18 protein-coding genes and 1 tRNA gene are annotated in these 17,879 nt (G+C 71.8%); 6 read left to right on the forward strand and 13 right to left on the reverse strand.

The features are described from left to right. Positions 1 to 131 precede the first annotated feature (131 nt). Positions 132 to 770 carry a VTT domain-containing protein gene (locus ACFY1P_RS21180; RefSeq protein WP_361530042.1) on the forward strand — a complete coding sequence of 213 codons (639 nt, stop codon included), beginning with the start codon at positions 132 to 134 and terminating at the stop codon, positions 768 to 770. 182 nt (positions 771 to 952) lie between these two features. Here the strand turns inward: ACFY1P_RS21180 and ACFY1P_RS21185 are convergent, their stop codons facing one another. Beyond that, positions 953 to 1,177, reverse strand: coding sequence for a hypothetical protein (locus ACFY1P_RS21185; RefSeq protein WP_361530045.1), 225 nt, complete (start codon positions 1,175 to 1,177; stop codon positions 953 to 955). 121 nt (positions 1,178 to 1,298) lie between these two features. Then, positions 1,299 to 1,955, reverse strand: a complete 657-nt coding sequence (gene snpA, locus ACFY1P_RS21190) for a snapalysin (RefSeq protein ID WP_390751549.1) — start codon at positions 1,953 to 1,955, stop codon at positions 1,299 to 1,301. A gap of 200 nt (positions 1,956 to 2,155) precedes the next feature. Between snpA and ACFY1P_RS21195 the strand changes: the two genes are divergently transcribed. Continuing rightward, a complete protein-coding gene (locus ACFY1P_RS21195; RefSeq protein WP_361530051.1) occupies positions 2,156 to 3,115 on the forward strand; it encodes a LysR family transcriptional regulator in 960 nt (319 codons plus the stop codon). Positions 3,116 to 3,222: 107 nt separating this feature from the next. Here ACFY1P_RS21195 and ACFY1P_RS21200 read toward each other — a convergent pair. Beyond that, positions 3,223 to 3,297 (reverse strand) — tRNA-Val (locus ACFY1P_RS21200). 172 nt (positions 3,298 to 3,469) lie between these two features. Here ACFY1P_RS21200 and ACFY1P_RS21205 point away from each other — a divergent pair. The 3 genes from ACFY1P_RS21205 to ACFY1P_RS21215 all read left to right on the forward strand — a co-directional run bounded on the left by ACFY1P_RS21205 (position 3,470) and on the right by ACFY1P_RS21215 (position 6,302). Next, positions 3,470 to 4,237 carry a DUF4097 family beta strand repeat-containing protein gene (locus ACFY1P_RS21205; RefSeq protein ID WP_390751550.1) on the forward strand — a complete coding sequence of 256 codons (768 nt, stop codon included), beginning with the start codon at positions 3,470 to 3,472 and terminating at the stop codon, positions 4,235 to 4,237. Positions 4,238 to 4,312: 75 nt separating this feature from the next. Next, on the forward strand, positions 4,313 to 5,728 hold the full coding sequence (locus ACFY1P_RS21210; protein WP_390751551.1) for a hypothetical protein: 1,416 nt from the start codon (positions 4,313 to 4,315) through the stop codon (positions 5,726 to 5,728). Between the two features lie 358 nt (positions 5,729 to 6,086). Further along, complete coding sequence (locus tag ACFY1P_RS21215; protein WP_361535328.1) at positions 6,087 to 6,302, forward strand: zinc ribbon domain-containing protein; 216 nt, start codon at positions 6,087 to 6,089, stop codon at positions 6,300 to 6,302. On the opposite strand, the gene ACFY1P_RS21220 is transcribed toward ACFY1P_RS21215, so the two are convergent. The 4 genes from ACFY1P_RS21220 to ACFY1P_RS21235 form a co-directional block, all read right to left on the reverse strand. After that, positions 6,299 to 6,937, reverse strand: coding sequence for an O-methyltransferase (locus ACFY1P_RS21220; protein WP_361535331.1), 639 nt, complete (start codon positions 6,935 to 6,937; stop codon positions 6,299 to 6,301). The two genes, ACFY1P_RS21215 and ACFY1P_RS21220, sit on opposite strands and share 4 nt — an antisense overlap. Before the next feature lie 75 nt (positions 6,938 to 7,012). Next, the gene (locus ACFY1P_RS21225; protein WP_361535325.1) at positions 7,013 to 7,816 is read right to left on the reverse strand and encodes an HAD family hydrolase; all 804 of its coding nucleotides are present in this window, start codon (positions 7,814 to 7,816) and stop codon (positions 7,013 to 7,015) included. After that, a complete protein-coding gene (locus ACFY1P_RS21230) occupies positions 7,813 to 10,827 on the reverse strand; it encodes a phosphoribosyltransferase domain-containing protein (protein WP_390751552.1) in 3,015 nt (1,004 codons plus the stop codon). The genes ACFY1P_RS21225 and ACFY1P_RS21230 overlap by 4 nt, the downstream gene beginning before the upstream one ends. Next, positions 10,824 to 11,999, reverse strand: a complete 1,176-nt coding sequence (locus ACFY1P_RS21235; protein WP_390751553.1) for an HpcH/HpaI aldolase/citrate lyase family protein — start codon at positions 11,997 to 11,999, stop codon at positions 10,824 to 10,826. Before ACFY1P_RS21235 ends, ACFY1P_RS21230 begins: the two co-directional genes overlap by 4 nt. A gap of 183 nt (positions 12,000 to 12,182) precedes the next feature. On the opposite strand from ACFY1P_RS21235, the gene ACFY1P_RS21240 reads away from it, so the two are divergent. Beyond that, complete coding sequence (locus tag ACFY1P_RS21240; RefSeq protein WP_390751554.1) at positions 12,183 to 12,908, forward strand: TerD family protein; 726 nt, start codon at positions 12,183 to 12,185, stop codon at positions 12,906 to 12,908. A 13-nt stretch (positions 12,909 to 12,921) separates the two neighbouring features. Here ACFY1P_RS21240 and ACFY1P_RS21245 read toward each other — a convergent pair whose 3' ends face one another. The 6 genes from ACFY1P_RS21245 to ACFY1P_RS21270 all read right to left on the reverse strand — a co-directional run bounded on the left by ACFY1P_RS21245 (position 12,922) and on the right by ACFY1P_RS21270 (position 17,485). After that, entirely contained in the window at positions 12,922 to 13,668 is a 747-nt protein-coding gene (locus ACFY1P_RS21245) for a Tellurium resistance (RefSeq protein WP_361529336.1), read from the reverse strand. 101 nt (positions 13,669 to 13,769) lie between these two features. Then, on the reverse strand, positions 13,770 to 14,915 hold the full coding sequence (locus tag ACFY1P_RS21250; RefSeq protein WP_361529333.1) for a DUF475 domain-containing protein: 1,146 nt from the start codon (positions 14,913 to 14,915) through the stop codon (positions 13,770 to 13,772). 48 nt (positions 14,916 to 14,963) lie between these two features. Then, on the reverse strand, positions 14,964 to 15,539 hold the full coding sequence (locus tag ACFY1P_RS21255; protein ID WP_361529330.1) for a TerD family protein: 576 nt from the start codon (positions 15,537 to 15,539) through the stop codon (positions 14,964 to 14,966). Between the two features lie 118 nt (positions 15,540 to 15,657). Then, a complete protein-coding gene (locus tag ACFY1P_RS21260; protein ID WP_301887664.1) occupies positions 15,658 to 16,233 on the reverse strand; it encodes a TerD family protein in 576 nt (191 codons plus the stop codon). Positions 16,234 to 16,432: 199 nt separating this feature from the next. Further along, the gene (locus tag ACFY1P_RS21265; RefSeq protein ID WP_361529327.1) at positions 16,433 to 16,891 is read right to left on the reverse strand and encodes a peroxiredoxin; all 459 of its coding nucleotides are present in this window, start codon (positions 16,889 to 16,891) and stop codon (positions 16,433 to 16,435) included. A gap of 171 nt (positions 16,892 to 17,062) precedes the next feature. Then, positions 17,063 to 17,485, reverse strand: coding sequence for a DUF3052 domain-containing protein (locus ACFY1P_RS21270; protein ID WP_361529324.1), 423 nt, complete (start codon positions 17,483 to 17,485; stop codon positions 17,063 to 17,065). Positions 17,486 to 17,879 lie beyond the last annotated feature (394 nt).

Below are 17,879 nucleotides of genomic sequence, written 5' to 3' on the forward strand. Positions count from 1 at the left end.
GATTCCGGCGACATCGCCGCCCCCCGCGCTCATGTCACAGGAGTCCCAGGCGTACGCTGTGCGGTTGTGAAGGCCGCCCCTGCCGCTCCCCTGCGACGTCGCGGCGGGGGACCGTACCGGGAGATCAGGACGTGCTGGAGCAGTTGGGGGCCTTGGCCGACACCCCATGGATGTATGTGATCGTCGGGATCTCCGTGCTCCTCGACGTCTTCCTGCCCGTGCTGCCCAGCGGCGTGCTGGTGATCACCGCCGCCACGACGGCCGCGGGCTCCGCCGCCGACGCGGTCGGTGACGCCGCCCACGGTCACGCGGGCTTCCCCGAGATGTTCGCACTCGTGATGTGCGCGGCGACGGCCTCGGTGCTCGGCGACATGGTTGCCTACCGCCTCGCCTGGCGCGGCGGCGACCGCTTCGACCGCGCCATCGCCCGCTCCCGCCGCCTCACCGCCGCCCAGGCCAAGCTCGGCACGGCGCTGCTGCGCGGCGGCGGCCCGCTGGTGGTCGTCGCCCGGTTCGCGCCCGCCGGCCGGTCGGTCGTCAGCCTCGGCGCGGGCGTCATGCACCGCAGGGCGGCGGAGTTCCTGCCGTGGTCGGCGCTGGCGGGGCTGACCTGGGCGGCGTACAGCGTGAGCCTGGGCTACTTCGGCGGCCAGTGGCTGGGCGCCACCTGGCTCGGCACGGCCGTCTCCTTCTTCGCCCTCTTCGCGGCGGGACTGGGCGCCGCGTTCGTCGTGAAGCACCCCCGCCACCGCGAGGCACAGGCGCGGTAGGGCCCGCTACGGCACCGGCCGTACGCGGACACGCCAACGGACCGAGGCGGGTGTTCCGCATCGGTACGGGCGTGCTTACGCCGTCCTCGTGAGCGCTTTCCCCGTGAGCGGGCTCTTCACGAGCCTGCTCTCCATGAGCGGGCACCCCGCGGCGAGACGCTCCCGCGGGGCCTCCGCCACGCTCAGAGCTTGGTCAGTTTGGTGTACGGGCCGGGGATGCGCTCCTGCCGGGAGGCGAAGTCGACGAGCACGGCGACGTCCTCCTCGACACCGATGACCCGGCCGAGGCCGTAGCGGTCGTGGGTCACCCGGTCGCCTACGGTGAAGTGCTTCACCGGGGCCGGAGCGGTGGGAACGTTGAAGGGGCTGGTGGGCAGGAACCGTCGGTGCGCTGCTGGCTTCGTCATTGTCTTCAGTATGCGCCCTCCGCGGGCGGGCGGCGCCCGGGAACGGCGCAGCGGCCCGGCTCCACGGGGAACCGGACCGCTGGACGATCACCTGCCGGAGGTCACCGGGACCTCGGCCGGGTCAGTGGACCTTGGCGAAGGCGTCCTTGTCGAACGCCGTCAGGCCATTGGCCCACAGCGCGTTGACGCGGCTTCTCTCCTGCGTGTTCGGGTAGGGGTTGGTGCAGGACGGGCCGGGGCCGCCACCGGACATCAGCTCGCTGCACGGACCCTGGTAGTGGTCGGGCAGCCCGAGCACGTGCCCGGTCTCGTGCGCGGTGACGCGGGTGGAGTCGTACTGCTGGTTCTGCTGGTAGTCGAGGAAGATGTAGCCGCGCCCGTGGCCGTCGGTCTGGGCGTACGAGCCGCGGGAGTCGTTGCCCTCGTAGTACGAGAAGTCGGCGTTGCCGCCCGCCCGCAACTGGACGTTACGGACGGAGCTGTTCCAGATCTGCGCGGCGTTCGCTATCTCCTGCTGGAAGCTGGGCGCGTTGCTGGGGTCGTAGGTGACCGTGACCGTCTTCAGGCCCGGCGACTTGGCGGCCTTCGCCTTCGCGGACTTCATCACGGCCTCGAAGAACGCCTTGTTGCCCGCCTGCTCTGCCGCCGAGCCGACGTACGACGACGACGTGACTGCGTGCGATCCTTCGGCCACGGGTGCCGCGGTGGCGGGGACGGACAGCGCCGCCGCCAGACCGAGACCGAGGGCCGCCGAGAGCACCATGGTGGAGCGGTTCATGTGGGGGACTCCATTCGTTCCGAGAGCCCTGGCCGCATGGTGGTGGGTCGGCCGGGGCATCGGTGAACTGTTGGTCCCGGGCAGTCTCTGACGAGTAATCAGTGGTGCGGATGATGCCAACTGGCCATAGCTCCGTCCAATCACCTACCCTGCCCCCGCTGTGCCTGGTGTGACATGCGAGGTGCAGTTATGCTCCCCCCGTGGAGCTCGAGGTCAGGCATCTGCGCGCGCTTTGCGCCATTGCCGACACCGGAAGTGTGCGGAAGGCCGCGCTCCAGCTCGGCATGACACAGCCCTCGCTGACCACTCAACTCCGGCGCATCGAAGGGGCCATCGGCGGCCTCCTCTTCACCCGCGGCCAGACGGGCAGCCGCCCCACCCCGCTCGGCCACACCGTGCTGCTGCGCGCGCGGCCCATCGTCGCCGAGATGGCGGCCCTGGTGACGGCCGCGCGAAATGCCGCCGTGTGCGCGGGCGGTGAGCGGCTGCGGGTGGGCAGCGTCGGCAGCCGGGTGGTGACGGGGTGGCTGCGCCGCCTCCACGAGCGGCTGCCCGATACGGATATCACCATCCATATAGAGGTATCGGCGAACACTCTGCTCCAACTGCTCGCCACCAATCAGCTCGACGTGGCCTTCGTGCACGAGACCGAGGGCTTCCCGCTGGCCGTGCCCGCCGGGGTCGAGCGGCGTGTACTCACCGCGCGGGAACCGAAGTTCGTCACCCTCGCCGCCGGGCACCCCGCGGCGGCCCGGCCGGTGGTGAAGCTGGCCGAACTCGCCGCCGACTCCTGGATCGTGGACCCGACCGCCGATCACGAATGGGCCGCGCTGTGCCGGGCCTTCGCGGGCATCGGCCTCGACCCCCGGCTGATCCACGTCCGCGACAACACCACCGCCGCCGACCTGGTCGCCTCCGGCGAGGCCGTACGCCCCTGCCAGCCCACGGCGGAACCGCCCCCCGGCACGGTCGTCCGCCCCCTGCACGGCGACCCCCTGACCGCCGAGCTCTCCCTGGCCGCCCGCGCGTGCGCCCTCCCCCTGCCCGAACTCGACGCGCTCTTCACCGACCTGGAGGCGGCCTACACGGAGGCGGCGTCCAGGAGCCCGGCCTACGGCGCGTGGCTCGACATGAAAGGGATCCCCCTCTTCCGGGGCTGATCCTCCGGAGCCGACGCCCGCGCTCCGGCCCCGTCCCCAGGCTCACCGTCGCCGTCATCCGCGGATGTCAAAGGCCCCCAGCCAAGATCGACTGGAGGCCTTCGCGCTGGTGGGCACAGACGGATTTGAACCGCCGACATCTGCTTTGTAAGAGCAGCGCTCTACCGCTGAGCTATGCGCCCGGGAACGAATGGACAGCCTACATGGACACCGGCCGGTCGCCGCAAACCAGGGCGGAGGGGGCGGGGGATATCCCCACCCCCGATCCGGTGGCCGGCTTCATTCCCGGCTCGGTCGCCACTCCGTAGCGTAAGAGCCGCCCGCACAGCCCTGACCTGCTCTTATGGAGTCACCGTGAATTCCCGTACGCGTCGCACCGCCCGGTTGTCCCTCGTCGCCGGTGGGGTGCTGCTCGCCGGAGTCGCCGTGGCCGGGTGCGGGAACTCGGACCTGGACGACGCCAAGCCCGAGGACCGGGCGTTCGCGTTCTCCGGGCAGGAGCTGACCGTGGACTCGGACGACTCCCCGCTGGAGCTCGTGCCCGGTGACGGCAAGGACGTCAAGGTGACCCGGTGGTTCACCGGGTGGACCATCGGCGGGTCCTCCAAGAGCACCTGGGAGATGGACGGGTCCACCCTGAAGCTGCGCCTGCACTGCTCGGGGATCAGCTCCAATTGCCAGTCGAAGCACCGGATCGAGGTGCCCCGCGGGGTCAAGGTCACCGTGAAGGACGGCAACGGCGGGGTCACCGCGCGCGGCTTCGAGACGGACCTGAAGATCTCCTCCGGCAACGGCGAGGTCCGGGTGACCGGCGCCACGGGCGCCCTCGACCTCTCCAGCACCAACGGCACCGTGACCGCCACCGGCAGCGGCGCCCGCCAGGTCAGGGCCCGCTCCGGCAACGGCAGCATCCGGATCGCGCTGAAGCAGGTCCCGGACCAGGTGAGGACGGTCAACCACAACGGCAGCACCCGCATCGAGCTCCCGCGTGCCCCGTACAAGGTCGACGTGCACAGCGGCAACGGCAGTACGAAGGTGGACGTCCCCCGGGACGACGCCAGCCGGCACACGGTCTCCGGGAGCAGCAACAACGGCGAGGTGCAGGTCGTCGCGGCGGGCTGACCGTCCTGTGTGTTCGCCCCCGGCGGGTGGGAGAATGGCCCTCCGGGCCAGGGGCGATCCATCGGGAGAGGGCAAGTGACGGCGACCATCGCGCAGTCCGTACGACCGGCACGCCGCCGTTTGCGCTCCGCGGGGGCCGGACGGACGCGGGCGGCGGTGGCCGCCGCGGCCCGGGAGACGGCCGGGCTCGCACTGCTGCCCGTGGCCCTCTTCGCCGCGACGTTCGCCGCGCCCCTGCCCGCCGCTTTCGCCGGCGGAGGCACGCGCCGCTGGGGCTGGGGCCGTGGCGAGGGCCAGCGCGCGGACGCGCAGGCGGCGAAGGACGCGGCGGCCGCGGCGTTCTACGAGCTGGACACCGCCCAGCGTGACCTGCGGATCTCCATCGAGACGATCACCGCGGCCGACTCCTCGCCCGCCGCCCGCGAGGCGGCCGCCGACTTCGCGGCCTTCGGGCAGCGCATCGACGAGGTGTCGCACGCCTACATCACCGCCGTCGACTCCCACGACCTCGACCGCGACGACCTGGACGCCGGGGCCGCGGCCCGCGCGCGCACGGACCTGACCCGGGCCATGGACGAGCTGCTGCGGGTCAAGGCCGACCTGGAGCGGTTCGGGCAGAGCCTCGGGTCGCTGCTGGGGCCGGCCGAGGACCGGCTGGCACAGCTCGCGCCCGCCGTGGAGCGGGCCCGGCAGAAGCTCCTGGCCGCGAGCGACGCGCTCGACGCCGTACGGGCCTCCGGCCTGCGCGCCGACGATCTCGCCGCGCGGCTGGCCGCCCTCTCCCCCGAGCTGACCAAGCTCAACCAGGGCGCCGGCCAGCACGGCGTGCAGGAGACCGTCGCCCGCGCCGAGCGGGTGCTGCGCGAGGCCGAGACCATCCGCGACGAGGCCGAGGGCCTGCCGCGGAAGGCGGCCGACATCGACAAGCGCCTGGTGTCGCTGCGCACCCGCGCCCAGGCGATCACCACGCGCGCCGGCGGTGTCGGGCCCGTCCTCAGCGAGCTGCGCCGCCGCTACAGCGCCGCGTGCTGGCAGGACCTCCAGCAGGTGCCCGAGGAGGCCGGGCGCGCCGTCGAGCAGGCGGAGGCGAAGCTGCGGGAGGCGCAGGCGGCGCGTGACGAACAGCGCTGGCCGGACGCCCTGTCCGGGCTGTCGACCGTACGGGCCCTGCTGAACACCACCGACGAGGCGGTGTCCGCGGCCGGCGAGCGGCTGCGCCGGCTGGACGAGGTGTCCTTCGACCACCAGAAGGAGGTCGAGCGCACCCGCTTCGCCGTGCGCGACGCGCAGCGGCTCGCGATGGCGGGCCGCAGCACGCCGGACCCGCGCCACGCGCGCCCGCTGGACGAGGCGGTGGCCCGCCTGGAGCGGGCGGTGGCGGGCCTGGAGGGACGCCATCCGGATTGGTGGCACTTTCTGTTGGAGACGGCGGCTGTGCGGGAGGTTGCGGCGGGGGTGGTGCGGGACATCAGGGAGGTTCGCAGCCGCTGATGTCCTGACCGGGGTGGGTACGGTCCGCTGCGCCTGCGGCGGGCTTTTCCCCACCCCGCCCCTTCCCGCTGTATCTGATGTGCGGCTCCGCCGCGTGGGGGGCGCGTGCCCCAGGCCCCCGGCTGCCGGTCGGTTCGCCGCCTGCGGCGTGAGCGGCCTGCGGCCGCGTCCTCAAACTCCCCCAGCTACCGCTGGGGGAGTTTGAGGACAACGCGCGAAGCGTGTTGCGGGGGTCCGGGGCACGCAGCCCAGGTTTCGGGAAGGGGCGGGGTAGGGGAACAAAGCGCCGCAGGCGCTGACCGGCCCGCAGCCGGGAAGGGGCGGGGCTGGGGAGAAATCCGCCCGTTATCCTGCCCCCATGCCTCGCTACGAATACCGCTGCAAAGCCTGCGGCGACACCTTCGAGCTCAACCGTCCCATGGCCGAGTCGTCCGCCCCCGCCACCTGCCCCGAGGGCCACGCGGACACCGTGAAGCTGCTGTCGACCGTCGCCGTCACCGGTGCCGCCGCGGCAACCCCCGCCCCCCGTACCGGCGGTGGCGGTGGCTGCTGCGGGGGCGGCTGCTGCGGCTAGCCGGTCCGGCGGGCGAGGGTCAGGCCGTCGGCGATCGCCAGCATGACGGAGTCCATGCGCTTGTCGGCGGCCACGTGCTCGTTGAACGCGGTCACCGCCGCGCCCGTGCGCGAGGTCTCCGGGGTGAGGACCTCGCCGCTGAAGAGGACGTTGTCGGCCACGATCAGCCCGCCGGGGCGCAGCCGGGGCACGAGCTCCTCCCAGTAGTCGACGTAGCCCTCCTTGTCGGCGTCGATGAAGGCCAGGTCGATGTGCGGATCGGCCGGCATGGCCCGCAGCGAGTCCAGCGCGGCGCCGATCCGCAGCTCGACGCGGTCGGCCACGCCCGCCTGTTCCCAGGCGTCGCGCGCGTAGGCCGTCCACTCCTCCGAGATGTCGAGGGTGATCAACTTGCCGTCGGCGGGCAGCGCCTGGGCCATGGAGAGCGACGAGAGCCCGGTGAAGGTGCCGACCTCCACCACGTGCCGGGCGCCGGTGAGCCGGACCAGGAAGGCCAGCAACGGGCCCTGTTCCCGGGCGATCTGCTTGACCGCGACGCCGGGCAGCGCGGTGTGCGTGAGGTCGACGAGGGAGCGCTGCACCGGGCTGAGCGGCGGGTTGTGTGCGAGGACGTAGTCGTAGAGCTCCGGGGTCATCCGGATGCCCTTGAATGAGGTCACGCGAAGCTCCTCGGGAGGGGCGGTCACCAACGGCTGTGTATGCCAAGGAGATTACGCCGCCGCCTCGCCGAACGCCCCGAGGATCTCCTCACCCGCCAGCACGCCCCGCGTCTCCAGGGCCCTCACGTGCGGTGCGGTCCAGCCGGCGTCCGCGAGTTCGCCGTGGCCCGGGCGCCAGCCGCGGTCGGCGGCGAGCAGCAGGTCCGCGTCGAGCAGGGAGTCGCCGGCGGCCAGCACCCCGGACGCGCCGGTGCGGCGGGCCACCTCGGCGACCGCGGCGCTCTTGGTGAGTGGCTCCGGCACGGCGTAGAGCTTGCGGCCCTGGAGGGAGACGGACCAGCGCCGGGCGCGGGCCCACTCGGCCAGCTCCTTCACCCAGCCGTCGGGCAGCAGCGGCCGGTCCACGACGAGATAGGCGAAGAGGCCCTCGGCCGTGCGCTCCTTGAGCAGCCAGGCCGGGTCTGCGCTGCGCACCAGGTGCGCGCGGACCTCGTCCAGTGGCGCGCACCCGGCGGCCAGCGTCCGCTCCACCTGCCGCCGCCAGCCGGTGTCGGACTCGCCGCGCACGAGCAGCTCCCCGCCGTTGGCGCAGATCGCGAACTCCGGTACGGGGCCGGGCAGCCGGATGCGGCCGTACTGCTCGCGCGTCCGGGTGGTGGTGGGGACGAAGACGGTGGTGCGGGCCAGTTCGGCGAGCAGGTCCGCCGCGGTCTGCGTCATGTACGAGAGCGGTCTGCCCTCGTAGACCTCGACGCAGAGCAGGCGGGGCGCCCGCGCGTCCGGCATGCCGAGGGCGAGCGCGGCGGCGGAGTAGATCAGGGTGCGGTCGAGGTCGCTGGCGACGAGGAGCGTCACGGGGCGGTCACCGCCGTGCCGTCCGCGCCGGTCGCGCCGCGGGTGTAGCGGGGGTGGATCAGGCCGACGCAGCTGTACGGCAGGCCGTCCACCTCCTCCACCGGGACGCCGCGCTGGGCGGCCAGCAGCCGCACGTGGCCGAGGTCCGCGTCCGCGCCCCGGCGGGCGAGGATCTTCCACGGGACGCGGCGCAGCAGGACGCGGGTGGTCTCGCCGACGCCGGGCTTGACGAGGTTGGCGTCGTGGATGCCGTACTCCTCGCTGATGCGCTCGACGGCCGCCCAGCCCGTCCAGGTGGGCGTGCGGTCGGCGGCGGCCATGTCCTTCGCGTCGCGGGCGACCCGCTCCCCGACCTCGGGGAAGCACGCGGTGACGGCGTCGAGGAGGTCGTGCGAGACGTCGTCGCCCGCGAGCTCGCGGTAGAACTTCGCGCCGTGGAAGTCGTGCGGGCCGACGAGGTCGGAGCGCAGGACCGTACGGGAGATCAGGCCCGACACCGTGGAGTTGAGGCAGGCCGAGGGGATGAGGAAGTCGTCGCGCGTGCCGTAGGTCTCCACGCAGTGGCCGGGGTCGGCGAGCACGGCGAGGCGGGGGTCGAATCCCTCCTCGGAGCCGGCCAGGGCGTCGGCGAGTTCGCGGGTGATCGCGCCCTTGCCGGTCCAGCCGTCGACGAACACGACGTCGGCCGGGTCGTGGTGGGCGGCCAGCCAGCGCAGCGCCGTGCGGTCGATGCCCCGGCCGCGGACGATGGAGACGGCGTAGTGCGGCAGGTCGAGGCCGTACGCGTGGTGCGCCCAGCGGCGCATCAGCACGCCGACGGGGGTGCCCGCGCGGGCCAGGGAGACCAGCACCGGGCGGGGCGAGCGCTCGGCCAGCACGGTCTCGGTGACGACGCCGACGGCGTGCGCCATGCGGGGCGCCGACGCGTCGAGCGCGGCGCGGAACAGCGCCTGGTACTCCGCGCTGGGCTGGTACTCGACGGGCAGCGACTCGGCGTAGTGCGCGCCGCCGCTCTGGATCGCCTCCTCGCGCTCCTCGGTGGGCGCCTCCAGGGTGACGTCGGAGAGGTCCTGGAGCAGCCAGCCGACGTCCCGCGGGCCGTAGGAGGAGAAGGCGGGGCCGCGGAGGGGCTCGGGCATGGTCGGGGCCTTCGGTGTGTGGGAGGGGACGACGGCGAGCAGGACCTGCCCGGTGTGCGGGGCGAGCACGTCCAGCAGGCCGCCGGGGGCGTGCAGTTCGGGGGTGTCGCCGTGCGCGTCGACGACGGCGACGACGGCGTCGAAGCCGGCGCCCGCGACGTTGTAGGCGTAGCGGTGGCCGGGGCCGTCGGCGGGCTCGTCGTGGGCGGGGAAGACGAGGCGCGTGCGGATGGCGTAGCCGGGGTCGTCGACGGCGAGGACGGGTGACCGGGTGGTGGTGGAGAACCGCACGTCGACGGCGGGGTGGTGGCCGTCCCGCGCGGTGGCACGACGGCTGCGTATGGACTCGGTACGACCGGCGTCCGGGCCGGCCGCTTGGTCGTCGGCCTCGATCCGACTGCCGGCTGGGGCGGTGGGGGCGGTGCCACCACGCTCGCATGCTTCGCCGACGCGTCCGGCGTGCGGAACGCTCGCTTGACGGTCGGCCCGGTGCCGGCCGTCGGCAGGACCGCTCCGGGTGGTGCCACGACGCTCGCGCGTTCCGTCCGCGCGACCGGCGTCGGGGCCGCCGGCTTGACCATCGGCCTCACACCGGCCATCGGCAGGACCACTCGCCTCGGCGGCGCGGCGCCCGCGCACATGGTCCGCGCGACCGTTCCCCGGACCGCTCTCCCGGACGCCCGGCCCGGTTTCGTGACCTCCGCGCGGGCCGTCCACGCGACCGGCTCCCGGGCCGCCCACCCGGTCGCCCCCGCTCGCAGGCCGGGCCGAGGCCGGGTCGTCCACCGGCGTCTCCCCCACGCACGCGCCGTGGCCGCCGGCACCGCCACCGCGCCCCGCGCCATCGCAGCCGCGTACGCGGTTCGCGCGGTCGGTCCCCCGGCGCGCCTGGTCCTCCGCCGGGCCGCCGAGCGCCGTCTCCAGCGCGCACGCGAGCCGCAGGGGTGCGTACATCAGCTCCTCGTTGCCGAGGACGAGCACGCGCCGGGCGTCGGCGGGGAGCGCTTCGGCGATGCGTGCCGCCATGGCGGGCAGGGCCTCGTCCAGGGCCGCGCGGTGGGCGGGCGTGAAACCGTGCCGGCCGCCGTCGGGGACGCCCGTCGGCCAGCCGAGGTCCACCCGGCGTGGGGGCTCGCCCCGGCGCGACGGCGGGGCCGGCAGCGCCGTCGGGACGGAATCGTGCTGTGCCACCAGCTCCTGCCCCCGCTCCAGCACCCCTTCCGGCAGGCGCACGGTGCCGGAGGCCAGGGAGAGGACGTCCACGCGGGCGCCGAGTCCGGCGGCGAAGTCGGTCAGGCGCGCGCGGTCGGCCGGGCCGCGCATGTCGACCAGGGCGACGATCACGTACCGCTCGCGCGGGAAGCGTGCGTGCAGCGCGGTGATCGTGTTGAGGACCGTACGGCCGGTGGAGAACTCGTCGTCGACCAGCACCAGCGGGCCGTCGCCCGACAGCAGCGCGGGGTCCTCCGGCAGGAGCAGGTGGGACGTGGCGTGGCTGTGCTCCTCCTCGAAGCCGCCGACCGGGGTCACGCCCGGGACCGGCCGCCGGGTGGAGTGCAGGTAGGGCGCGAGGCCGAGGCCGTCGGCGACGGCGTGGCCGAGGCCGGTGGCCGTCTCCGCGTAGCCGAGGACGACGGCGCGCGCCGCCTCCTCGTCACCGAGGAGCGCGCGGACCCGGCGGCCGAGCCCGGCCCCCGAGCCGTGCACCGCGGACGGCGCCACGGGCACGTGCTTGCCGAGCACCTGGGAGACGAGCAGGTGCGCCCGCTTGGGGTTGCGCCGCAGGGCAAGGCCCAGCAGGTCGCGCAGGGAGGCGTCGCCCTCGAGACCGATGCCGAGCCGGTCCTCGACCCACTGCCCCTGCCACCTCACGCGGCCGTCCCGACGCTCGCCGCCAGCAGCTCCACAAAGCTCACGTCCTCCCGCGCGACACCGAACACCTCGGCACGGAGCATGATCCGCTCCGCCCAGGCCCGGTGCGGCTTCACTTCGTTCATCTTGTTCGTATAGGCCGAGCGCATCACTCCGCCGCCCTCGCGCTCGGGCCGCAGGATGTCCTCGGCGTCGCTGAACTCCTCGTGGCTGACGACGGAGAGCGCGTGCACGGGGGCGACGTGGGAGGGGTGGATGCAGGTCTTGCCCTGGAGGCCGTTGGCGCGGTCGAGCTGGATCTCCCGGAGCAGGCCGTCCATGTCGTGCTCGATGAGCGCGTTGCGCAGCTCCTCCGCGGGGCCGGCGAAGGGCGTGCGGCGCAGCTGCGGCTTGAACATCCGCTCGTGCTGTCTGAAGTATTCCCAGACGGGTCCGGTGACGGTGAAGCCGCTGCCGTCCGCGCGGCCGAGGACGTTGACGACGTCGGCGATGACGGAGGCGACGAGCTGGACGTCGTAGGCGGTCATGTCGGGCGCGCGGCGCAGGCCGTACGCCGAGCAGAAGTCCGTCACGCCGAGCCGCAGGGCCAGCACGCGGTCGCGGTATTTGCCGACGGTGCGGGCGATGCCGGAGAGCGTCGCGGTGCGGGTCTCCAGGTGGAGCAGCTCGGGGGATTCGAGGACGGGCATGGCGAACAGCCGCCGCCCGCAGTGGTTTTCGGCCGCGGCGAGCTCCTCCAGGAAGGGGATGCCGCGCTCCTCGGTGAATTTCGGGAGTACGAATCCGGACAGCAGCCGCCCGGCCGGGCCGAGCCGCCGGACGAGGTCGGTGATCTGCGCCGGCTCCCGGACCCGGATGAAGAGGAGGGGGAGTCTCCGGCCGCTCGCGGCGAGGCCGGCGAGCGCGGTGAACTGGCGGACGAGGTTCTCCTCCGCGTCGCTCACGTCGGCGTCGCCGATGGAGTCCTCCAGGCAGAGCACCATGGAGACCACTCCGCGCTCCGCCTGCTTGGCGATGTCCTCGGCGAGGGTGGGCCGGGTGGCGGGGCTGTAGAGCGTGGCGCCGAGGGCGACGGCGAGCGTGTCGGCCGGGGAGTGCGCGTCGAAGGCGGCGGGCGCTCTATGGAACAGCCCATTCCGCACCGAGGGCGCAAGGTGCTCGAAATGCCTCATTACTCTCCCCGTGTCCACGGCTTCCCACCGGACCGTCCAGCCGAAAGCGTGGCCGATTATCGTACGTCCGGGAGGTGGTCAAGAGTTCCCCAAGTGCATGAGAACCCGGCCTCCTGGATGGGTGAACAGCCCGGATGGCCCCTGCGTTGTCCGCGGCCGGTACGGGAAGGCAGGATTGCGGGCATGACGCACGCCATGCTGAAGGGGTCGAACATCCCGCTGGACGCCCGTAACGTACGGGCCGTGCTGCGCTGGACCCCCGGCCCGGGCATTCCGGACGTGGACGCCTCCGCGCTGCTGGTGGGCGAGGACGGCCGCGTGCGCTCGGACGCGGACTTCGTCTTCTACAACCAGCCCCGCCACCCCTCGGGCGCCGTCCGCCATCTGGCGAAGAAGCGACTGGTCGAGGGCGCGACGGACTCACTCGAGGCCGACCTGCACGCCCTGGAGCCCTCCGTCGACCGGATCGTGCTGGCCGCCTCGGCGGACGGCGGGCCCTTCGGGCTCGTGCGCGACCTGTGCGTGCTGCTGTACGACGCGGGCGCGGACGGCGCGGAACCGGTGGCGCTCTTCGAGGTGCAGCCGGAGACCGGGTCCGAGACCGCGATGATCTGCGGCGAGCTCTACCGGCGCGGGGAGGGCTGGAAGTTCCGGGCGATGGGCCAGGGCTATGCCTCCGGGCTGGTCGGGCTGGCCACGGAGTTCGGCATCTCGGTCGAGGAGCCGGAACCCGAAGCGGCCGCCCCGCCGGCCCCGGCTCCCGCGCCGGCCCCGGGATACGGCTATCCCCCGCCGCCGTCCGTGCCGCCGTCGGCACCCCCGGCGTACGGCTATCCCCAGCAGCGGAGCGCGCCGGACCCCGCCTTCCGCCTTCCGCCGCAGGGGCCGCAGTTCCAGTCGAACCGCTGACCCGCGGCCTCCCTCACACCTTCGACTTGTAGCCGCGGCCCCACTGCAGGCCCCAGCCGTAGAGGCGGTCCAGCTCCGCCTGGAAGCCGTAGACGTACTTCATCTCGCGGCGCAGGGTGATCTCGCCCTTGACGTTCTCGATCATCACGACGGCGCACGAGCGGGCCTCGGGGGCGCGTTCGTGCAGCGGGATCTCGATCCGGGGCCCGTTGCCGGGATAGAGCGTCACCATCGCGTGCGTACGGTCGAACGCGGGGGTGCCGTCGTAGATGTAGACGAAGATCAGCAGTCGCTTGATCTCCGCACGGTGGTCCATGTTGATGTAGATCGTCTCGCCGGACCCGGAGCCGAACCGGTCGTCGCCGCTGAGCTGGACGTACGGCGGGCTGTTGAGGCTGCCCAGTATCGAGCCGAGGGGCTGGACCACGCCTTTCGAACCGTCCTGGAGCTCGTACATGCAGGCGAGGTCGAGGTCCACATTGACGAAGGCGGGGCCCTGCGCCTGCACCATCTCGGGCCGGAACTTCCGCAGCGGGTGACGCAGCCCCTCGCCCAGGCTGCCCTTCTCGTCGAAGGCCGAGGTCGTGCGCATCCGCCAGGACAGGTTGACCCGGAGGTTGCCGGTGACGGCGCCCTGCTTGGTGAGCGAGAACGACGGGTGCCGCTTGGTCAGCTCGACCGCGCCGTTGGCACCGCCGAAATCGAGCTGCTGCTCGCCCGCACGCCCCCAGTTGCCGAAGAGCTTGTCCCAGATCGCCATGGCCGTGAACCCCCACCCCGAGTGGACCGGACTGCCGCGGGGCGGTCGCGAGGTGACCCCCACGACCGCCCCGATCAGAGCGTTCCTCAAATGTGCCGGAGTCACACCCCGGAGGAGACCTCGGCCTTGCTGTCCGAGCCGTCGCCCGATGCCACGGCCCTGCGGTTGCGCACCACGGAGGACCAGAAGGCGAGCCCGATCAGCACCACGCCGATCAGACCGGTGATCACCTCGTTGATCTCGTGCTTGATCGTGACGAGGAGGATGACGGCGAGCGCGCCGATCGCGTAGTGCGCGCCGTGCTCCAGATAGACGTAGTCGTCGAGGGTTCCCTTGCGGACGAGGAAGACCGTCAGCGAGCGGATGTACATCGCGCCGATGCCCAGACCCAGCGCCATCTCGAAGATGTCGTTGGTGATGGCGAAGGCGCCGATGACGCCGTCGAAGGAGAACGACGCGTCGATGACCTCCAGGTAGAGGAACATGAAGAACGCGGCCTTGCCGGCGAGGCCGACGATCGCGCCGTTGCCGCTCTTCTTCGCGGGGCTCGGCGCGCCCTCCTCCTCGTCGTCGTCCTCCGCTTCCTCCAGGCGGTCCTCGAAGAAGCCGGAGACGCCGCCGACGATCAGATAGGTGACGAGGCCGGCGATGCCGGAGAGGAGCACCGTGGAGGCCTTGTCGACCGTGCCCTCGCCGCCGTGGACCGGCACCGCCGTGGCGAAGGTGGTGGCCGTGATCAGCAGCACCACGAGCGCGACGACGATGGAGAGGGTGTCCAGCTTGCCCAGCCGGGCGAGCGGCTTCTCCAGCCACTCCAGCCACTTGATGTCCCGGTCCTCGAAGATGAAGTCCAGGAAGATCATGAGCAGGAACATGCCGCCGAAGGCGGCGATGGCCGGGTGGGCGCTGGTGACCAGCGATTCGTAGCGCTCGTGGTCCTGAAGGGCGACCTTGACCGCCTCGATCGGCCCCAGCTTCGCCGTGATGGCCACGATGACGACCGGGAACACCAGCCGCATGCCGAACACGGCGATGAGGATGCCCACGGTCAGGAACATCTTCTGCCAGAACGGGTTCATCTTCCGGAGGATTCCGGCATTGATGACCGCATTGTCGAACGAGAGCGAAATTTCCAGGACGGACAGGATCGCGACGATCGCCAGCCCCTGCCACCCCCAGAGAACGCCGGCCAAGGCCAGTCCCGCCGCCGTGATGGCGAACGACCAGCCAAAGGTTTTCAGGAGCACTGGCTACCCAATCCTTCGCTAAGGGGTTCCCCCGCGCCGTGCGCGGCTTTACGAAACGTTGACCCCGAAGTCTAGGGCGATGCCGCGCAGCCCGGACGCGTACCCCTGTCCCACGGCCCTGAACTTCCATTCGCCGCCGTAGCGGTAGACCTCGCCGAAGATCATCGCGGTCTCGCTGGAGGCATCCTCGCTGAGGTCGTAGCGCGCGAGCTCGCTGCCGTCGGCCTGGTTGAGCACGCGGATGTAGGCGTTGCTGACCTGGCCGAAGCTCTGGCCGCGGAGGTCGGCCTCGTGGATGGAGACCGGGAAGACGATCTTGTCGCAGGTGGCCGGGACCTTGGTCAGGTCGACCAGGATGGACTCGTCGTCGCCCTCGCCCTCGCCGGTGAGGTTGTCACCGGTGTGCTCCACGGAGCCCTCGGGGCTCTTGAGGTTGTTGTAGAAGACGAAGTACTCGTCGCCGAGGACCCGGCCCGAGGCACAGAGCAGGGCGCTGGCGTCGAGGTCGAACGGGGCCCCGGTGGTGGAGCGCGCGTCCCAGCCGAGACCCACGGTGACGTGGGTGAGATTGGGTGCGGCCTTGGAGAGGGAGACATTGCCTCCCTTGGCGAGCGTGACGCCCATGATCTTGTTTCCTCCCCGAGTTGAACGGTGTCCGATGCACGTCCGGCGCCGCACGCCACCGCCCCCGGGAAAACCGGGGACGGGGCATGCGGCGCCGGACGCCGTGCGGCAGTGTCGGTCAGACGTTGACGCCGAAGTCCTGGGCGATACCGCGCAGACCCGAGGCATACCCCTGACCGATGGCGCGGAACTTCCACTCGGCACCATTGCGGTAAAGCTCGCCGAAGACCATGGCGGTCTCGGTCGAGGCGTCCTCGCTGAGGTCGTAGCGGGCCAGCTCGGTGTTGTCGGCCTGGTTCACCACGCGGATGTAGGCGTTGCGCACCTGGCCGAAGCTCTGCTGGCGGCCCTCGGCCTCGTAGATCGAGACCGGGAAGACGATCTTGTGGACATCGGCGGGCACGCCCGCCAGGTTGACCTTGATGACCTCGTCGTCGCCCTCGCCCTCACCGGTGAGGTTGTCACCCTGGTGCTCGACGGAGCCGTCGGGGCTCTTGAGGTTGTTGAAGAAGACGAAATTCTGGTCGTTGGCGACCTTGCCCTGGTCGTTCGTCAGCAGCGCGCTGGCGTCCAGGTCGAAGTCCGTACCGGTGGTGGTACGGGCGTCCCAGCCGAGACCGACGATGACCGCGGTCAGGTTGGGGGCCGCCTTGGTCAGCGAGACGTTGCCGCCCTTGCTGAGACTGACTCCCACGAGTCCTCCATTGGTTCGAGGGGGAGGGCGAGACCCGCGCCCCGTTGTGCGATGGCACCCGATCAACGTTTGGATCCTAGTGACCGGTTCCCACCGATTACAGGCTTCTCGCACGGGACTCGTACACCGGCCCCGCCCGGAGCGGAATACAGGCTTCCGTAAAGCCGGGAAAACCGCCGAATAAGGGTTCGGCGAGGTATCAGAGCGCCGCGAGCGCCTTGGTGTACTCGTTCAGGTCGCGCGCGTCCGGCAGGCCGTTGACGACCGTCCAGCGGACGACGCCCTCCTTGTCGATGATGAAGGTGCCGCGGACCGCGCAGCCCTTCTCCTCGTCGAAGACGCCGTAGGCGCGGCTGGTCTCGCCGTGCGGCCAGAAGTCCGAGAGCAGCGGGTAGTCCAGGCCCTCCTGCTCGGCGAAGACGCGCAGCGAGAACGGCGAGTCGTTGGAGACGGCCAGCAGCTGGACGTCGTCGTTCGCGAACTTCGGCAGCTCGTCGCGCAGGGCGCACAGCTCGCCGGTGCACACACCGGTGAAAGCGAAGGGGTAGAAGAGCAGCACGACGTTCTTCTCACCGCGGAAGTCGGAGAGCCGCACGGTCTCGCCGTGCTGGTTCTTCAGCGCAAAGTCCAAAGCCTTGGTGCCGACCTCGATCGCCATGGGTTCGCATCCCTCTCTCGACGGGTGCCGGCCCCGGGGCCCGTTTCCTCGGCAGCCCCGGCCACCGGCGGGGTGGTGCGGCCAGTCTGTCACCGCGCCCCCAGCGCACACAGCGCGCCCCCCGGCAGCGGTGCTGCCGGGGGGCGCGGTGGGGCGCTGCTGAGGCCGTTGCTAGCGCTTCGGGGCGACCATGCGGGCGCCTGCCCAGTCCTTGGCCACGCTGACGCTCTTGGTCTGGCTGAGCCCGGCGGTCTGCGCCGCCTCGCTGATGTCGCTCGGCTCGATGTAGCCGTCACGGCCGGTCTTGGGGGTCATCAGCCAGATGATCCCACCGTCCTCGAGCAGGCCAATGGCGTCCACGAGCGCGTCCGTCAGGTCGCCGTCCTCGTCGCGGAACCACAGGACGACGGCATCGGCCACGTCGTCGTAGTCCTCGTCGACCAGATCCTGGCCGGTGATTTCCTCAATGGCCTCGCGGAGTTCCTGATCGACGTCGTCGTCGTAGCCGATCTCCTGGACCACCTGTCCGGGCTGGAAACCCAGCCTGGCGGCAGGGTTGGTCCGCTCCTCCGCGTGGTCCGCGGTCGCGCTCACTTATTGCCTCCTGTCATCTTTCGAGAAAGTGTCTTGTGTTCCCCGCATACGCGAGTCATTGGCCGTAGTCCACACGTGCCGGACCGATCGCGCAAGTACCCGGCCGCCGAGACCGCCGAAACGGTGACGGAAGCGGCTCTCCCACCGCAACCCTCACCATGGAAGGGCACGGGCGGGTGATTCATGCCACAGCATTCTGCCGGGTTTGCGAAGTTGCCCCGTGTGATTACGGCCCACAGGCCCGAACGGCCGTACGCGGGCACCCCCCAAAGGGAGCGTATGGTTGCGATTTGGCCGCCCTCAGACGGCCACCCCTTGACACGTCGTCTCATGGAGTGGTGGTTACCGCCCGGTAGAGATGACGTATCCGTCGCCGCGGTCCACGATGGGAGCC

This window comes from Streptomyces sp. NPDC001407, from assembly GCF_042895325.1.
Taxonomy (GTDB): Bacteria; Actinomycetota; Actinomycetes; order Streptomycetales; family Streptomycetaceae; genus Streptomyces.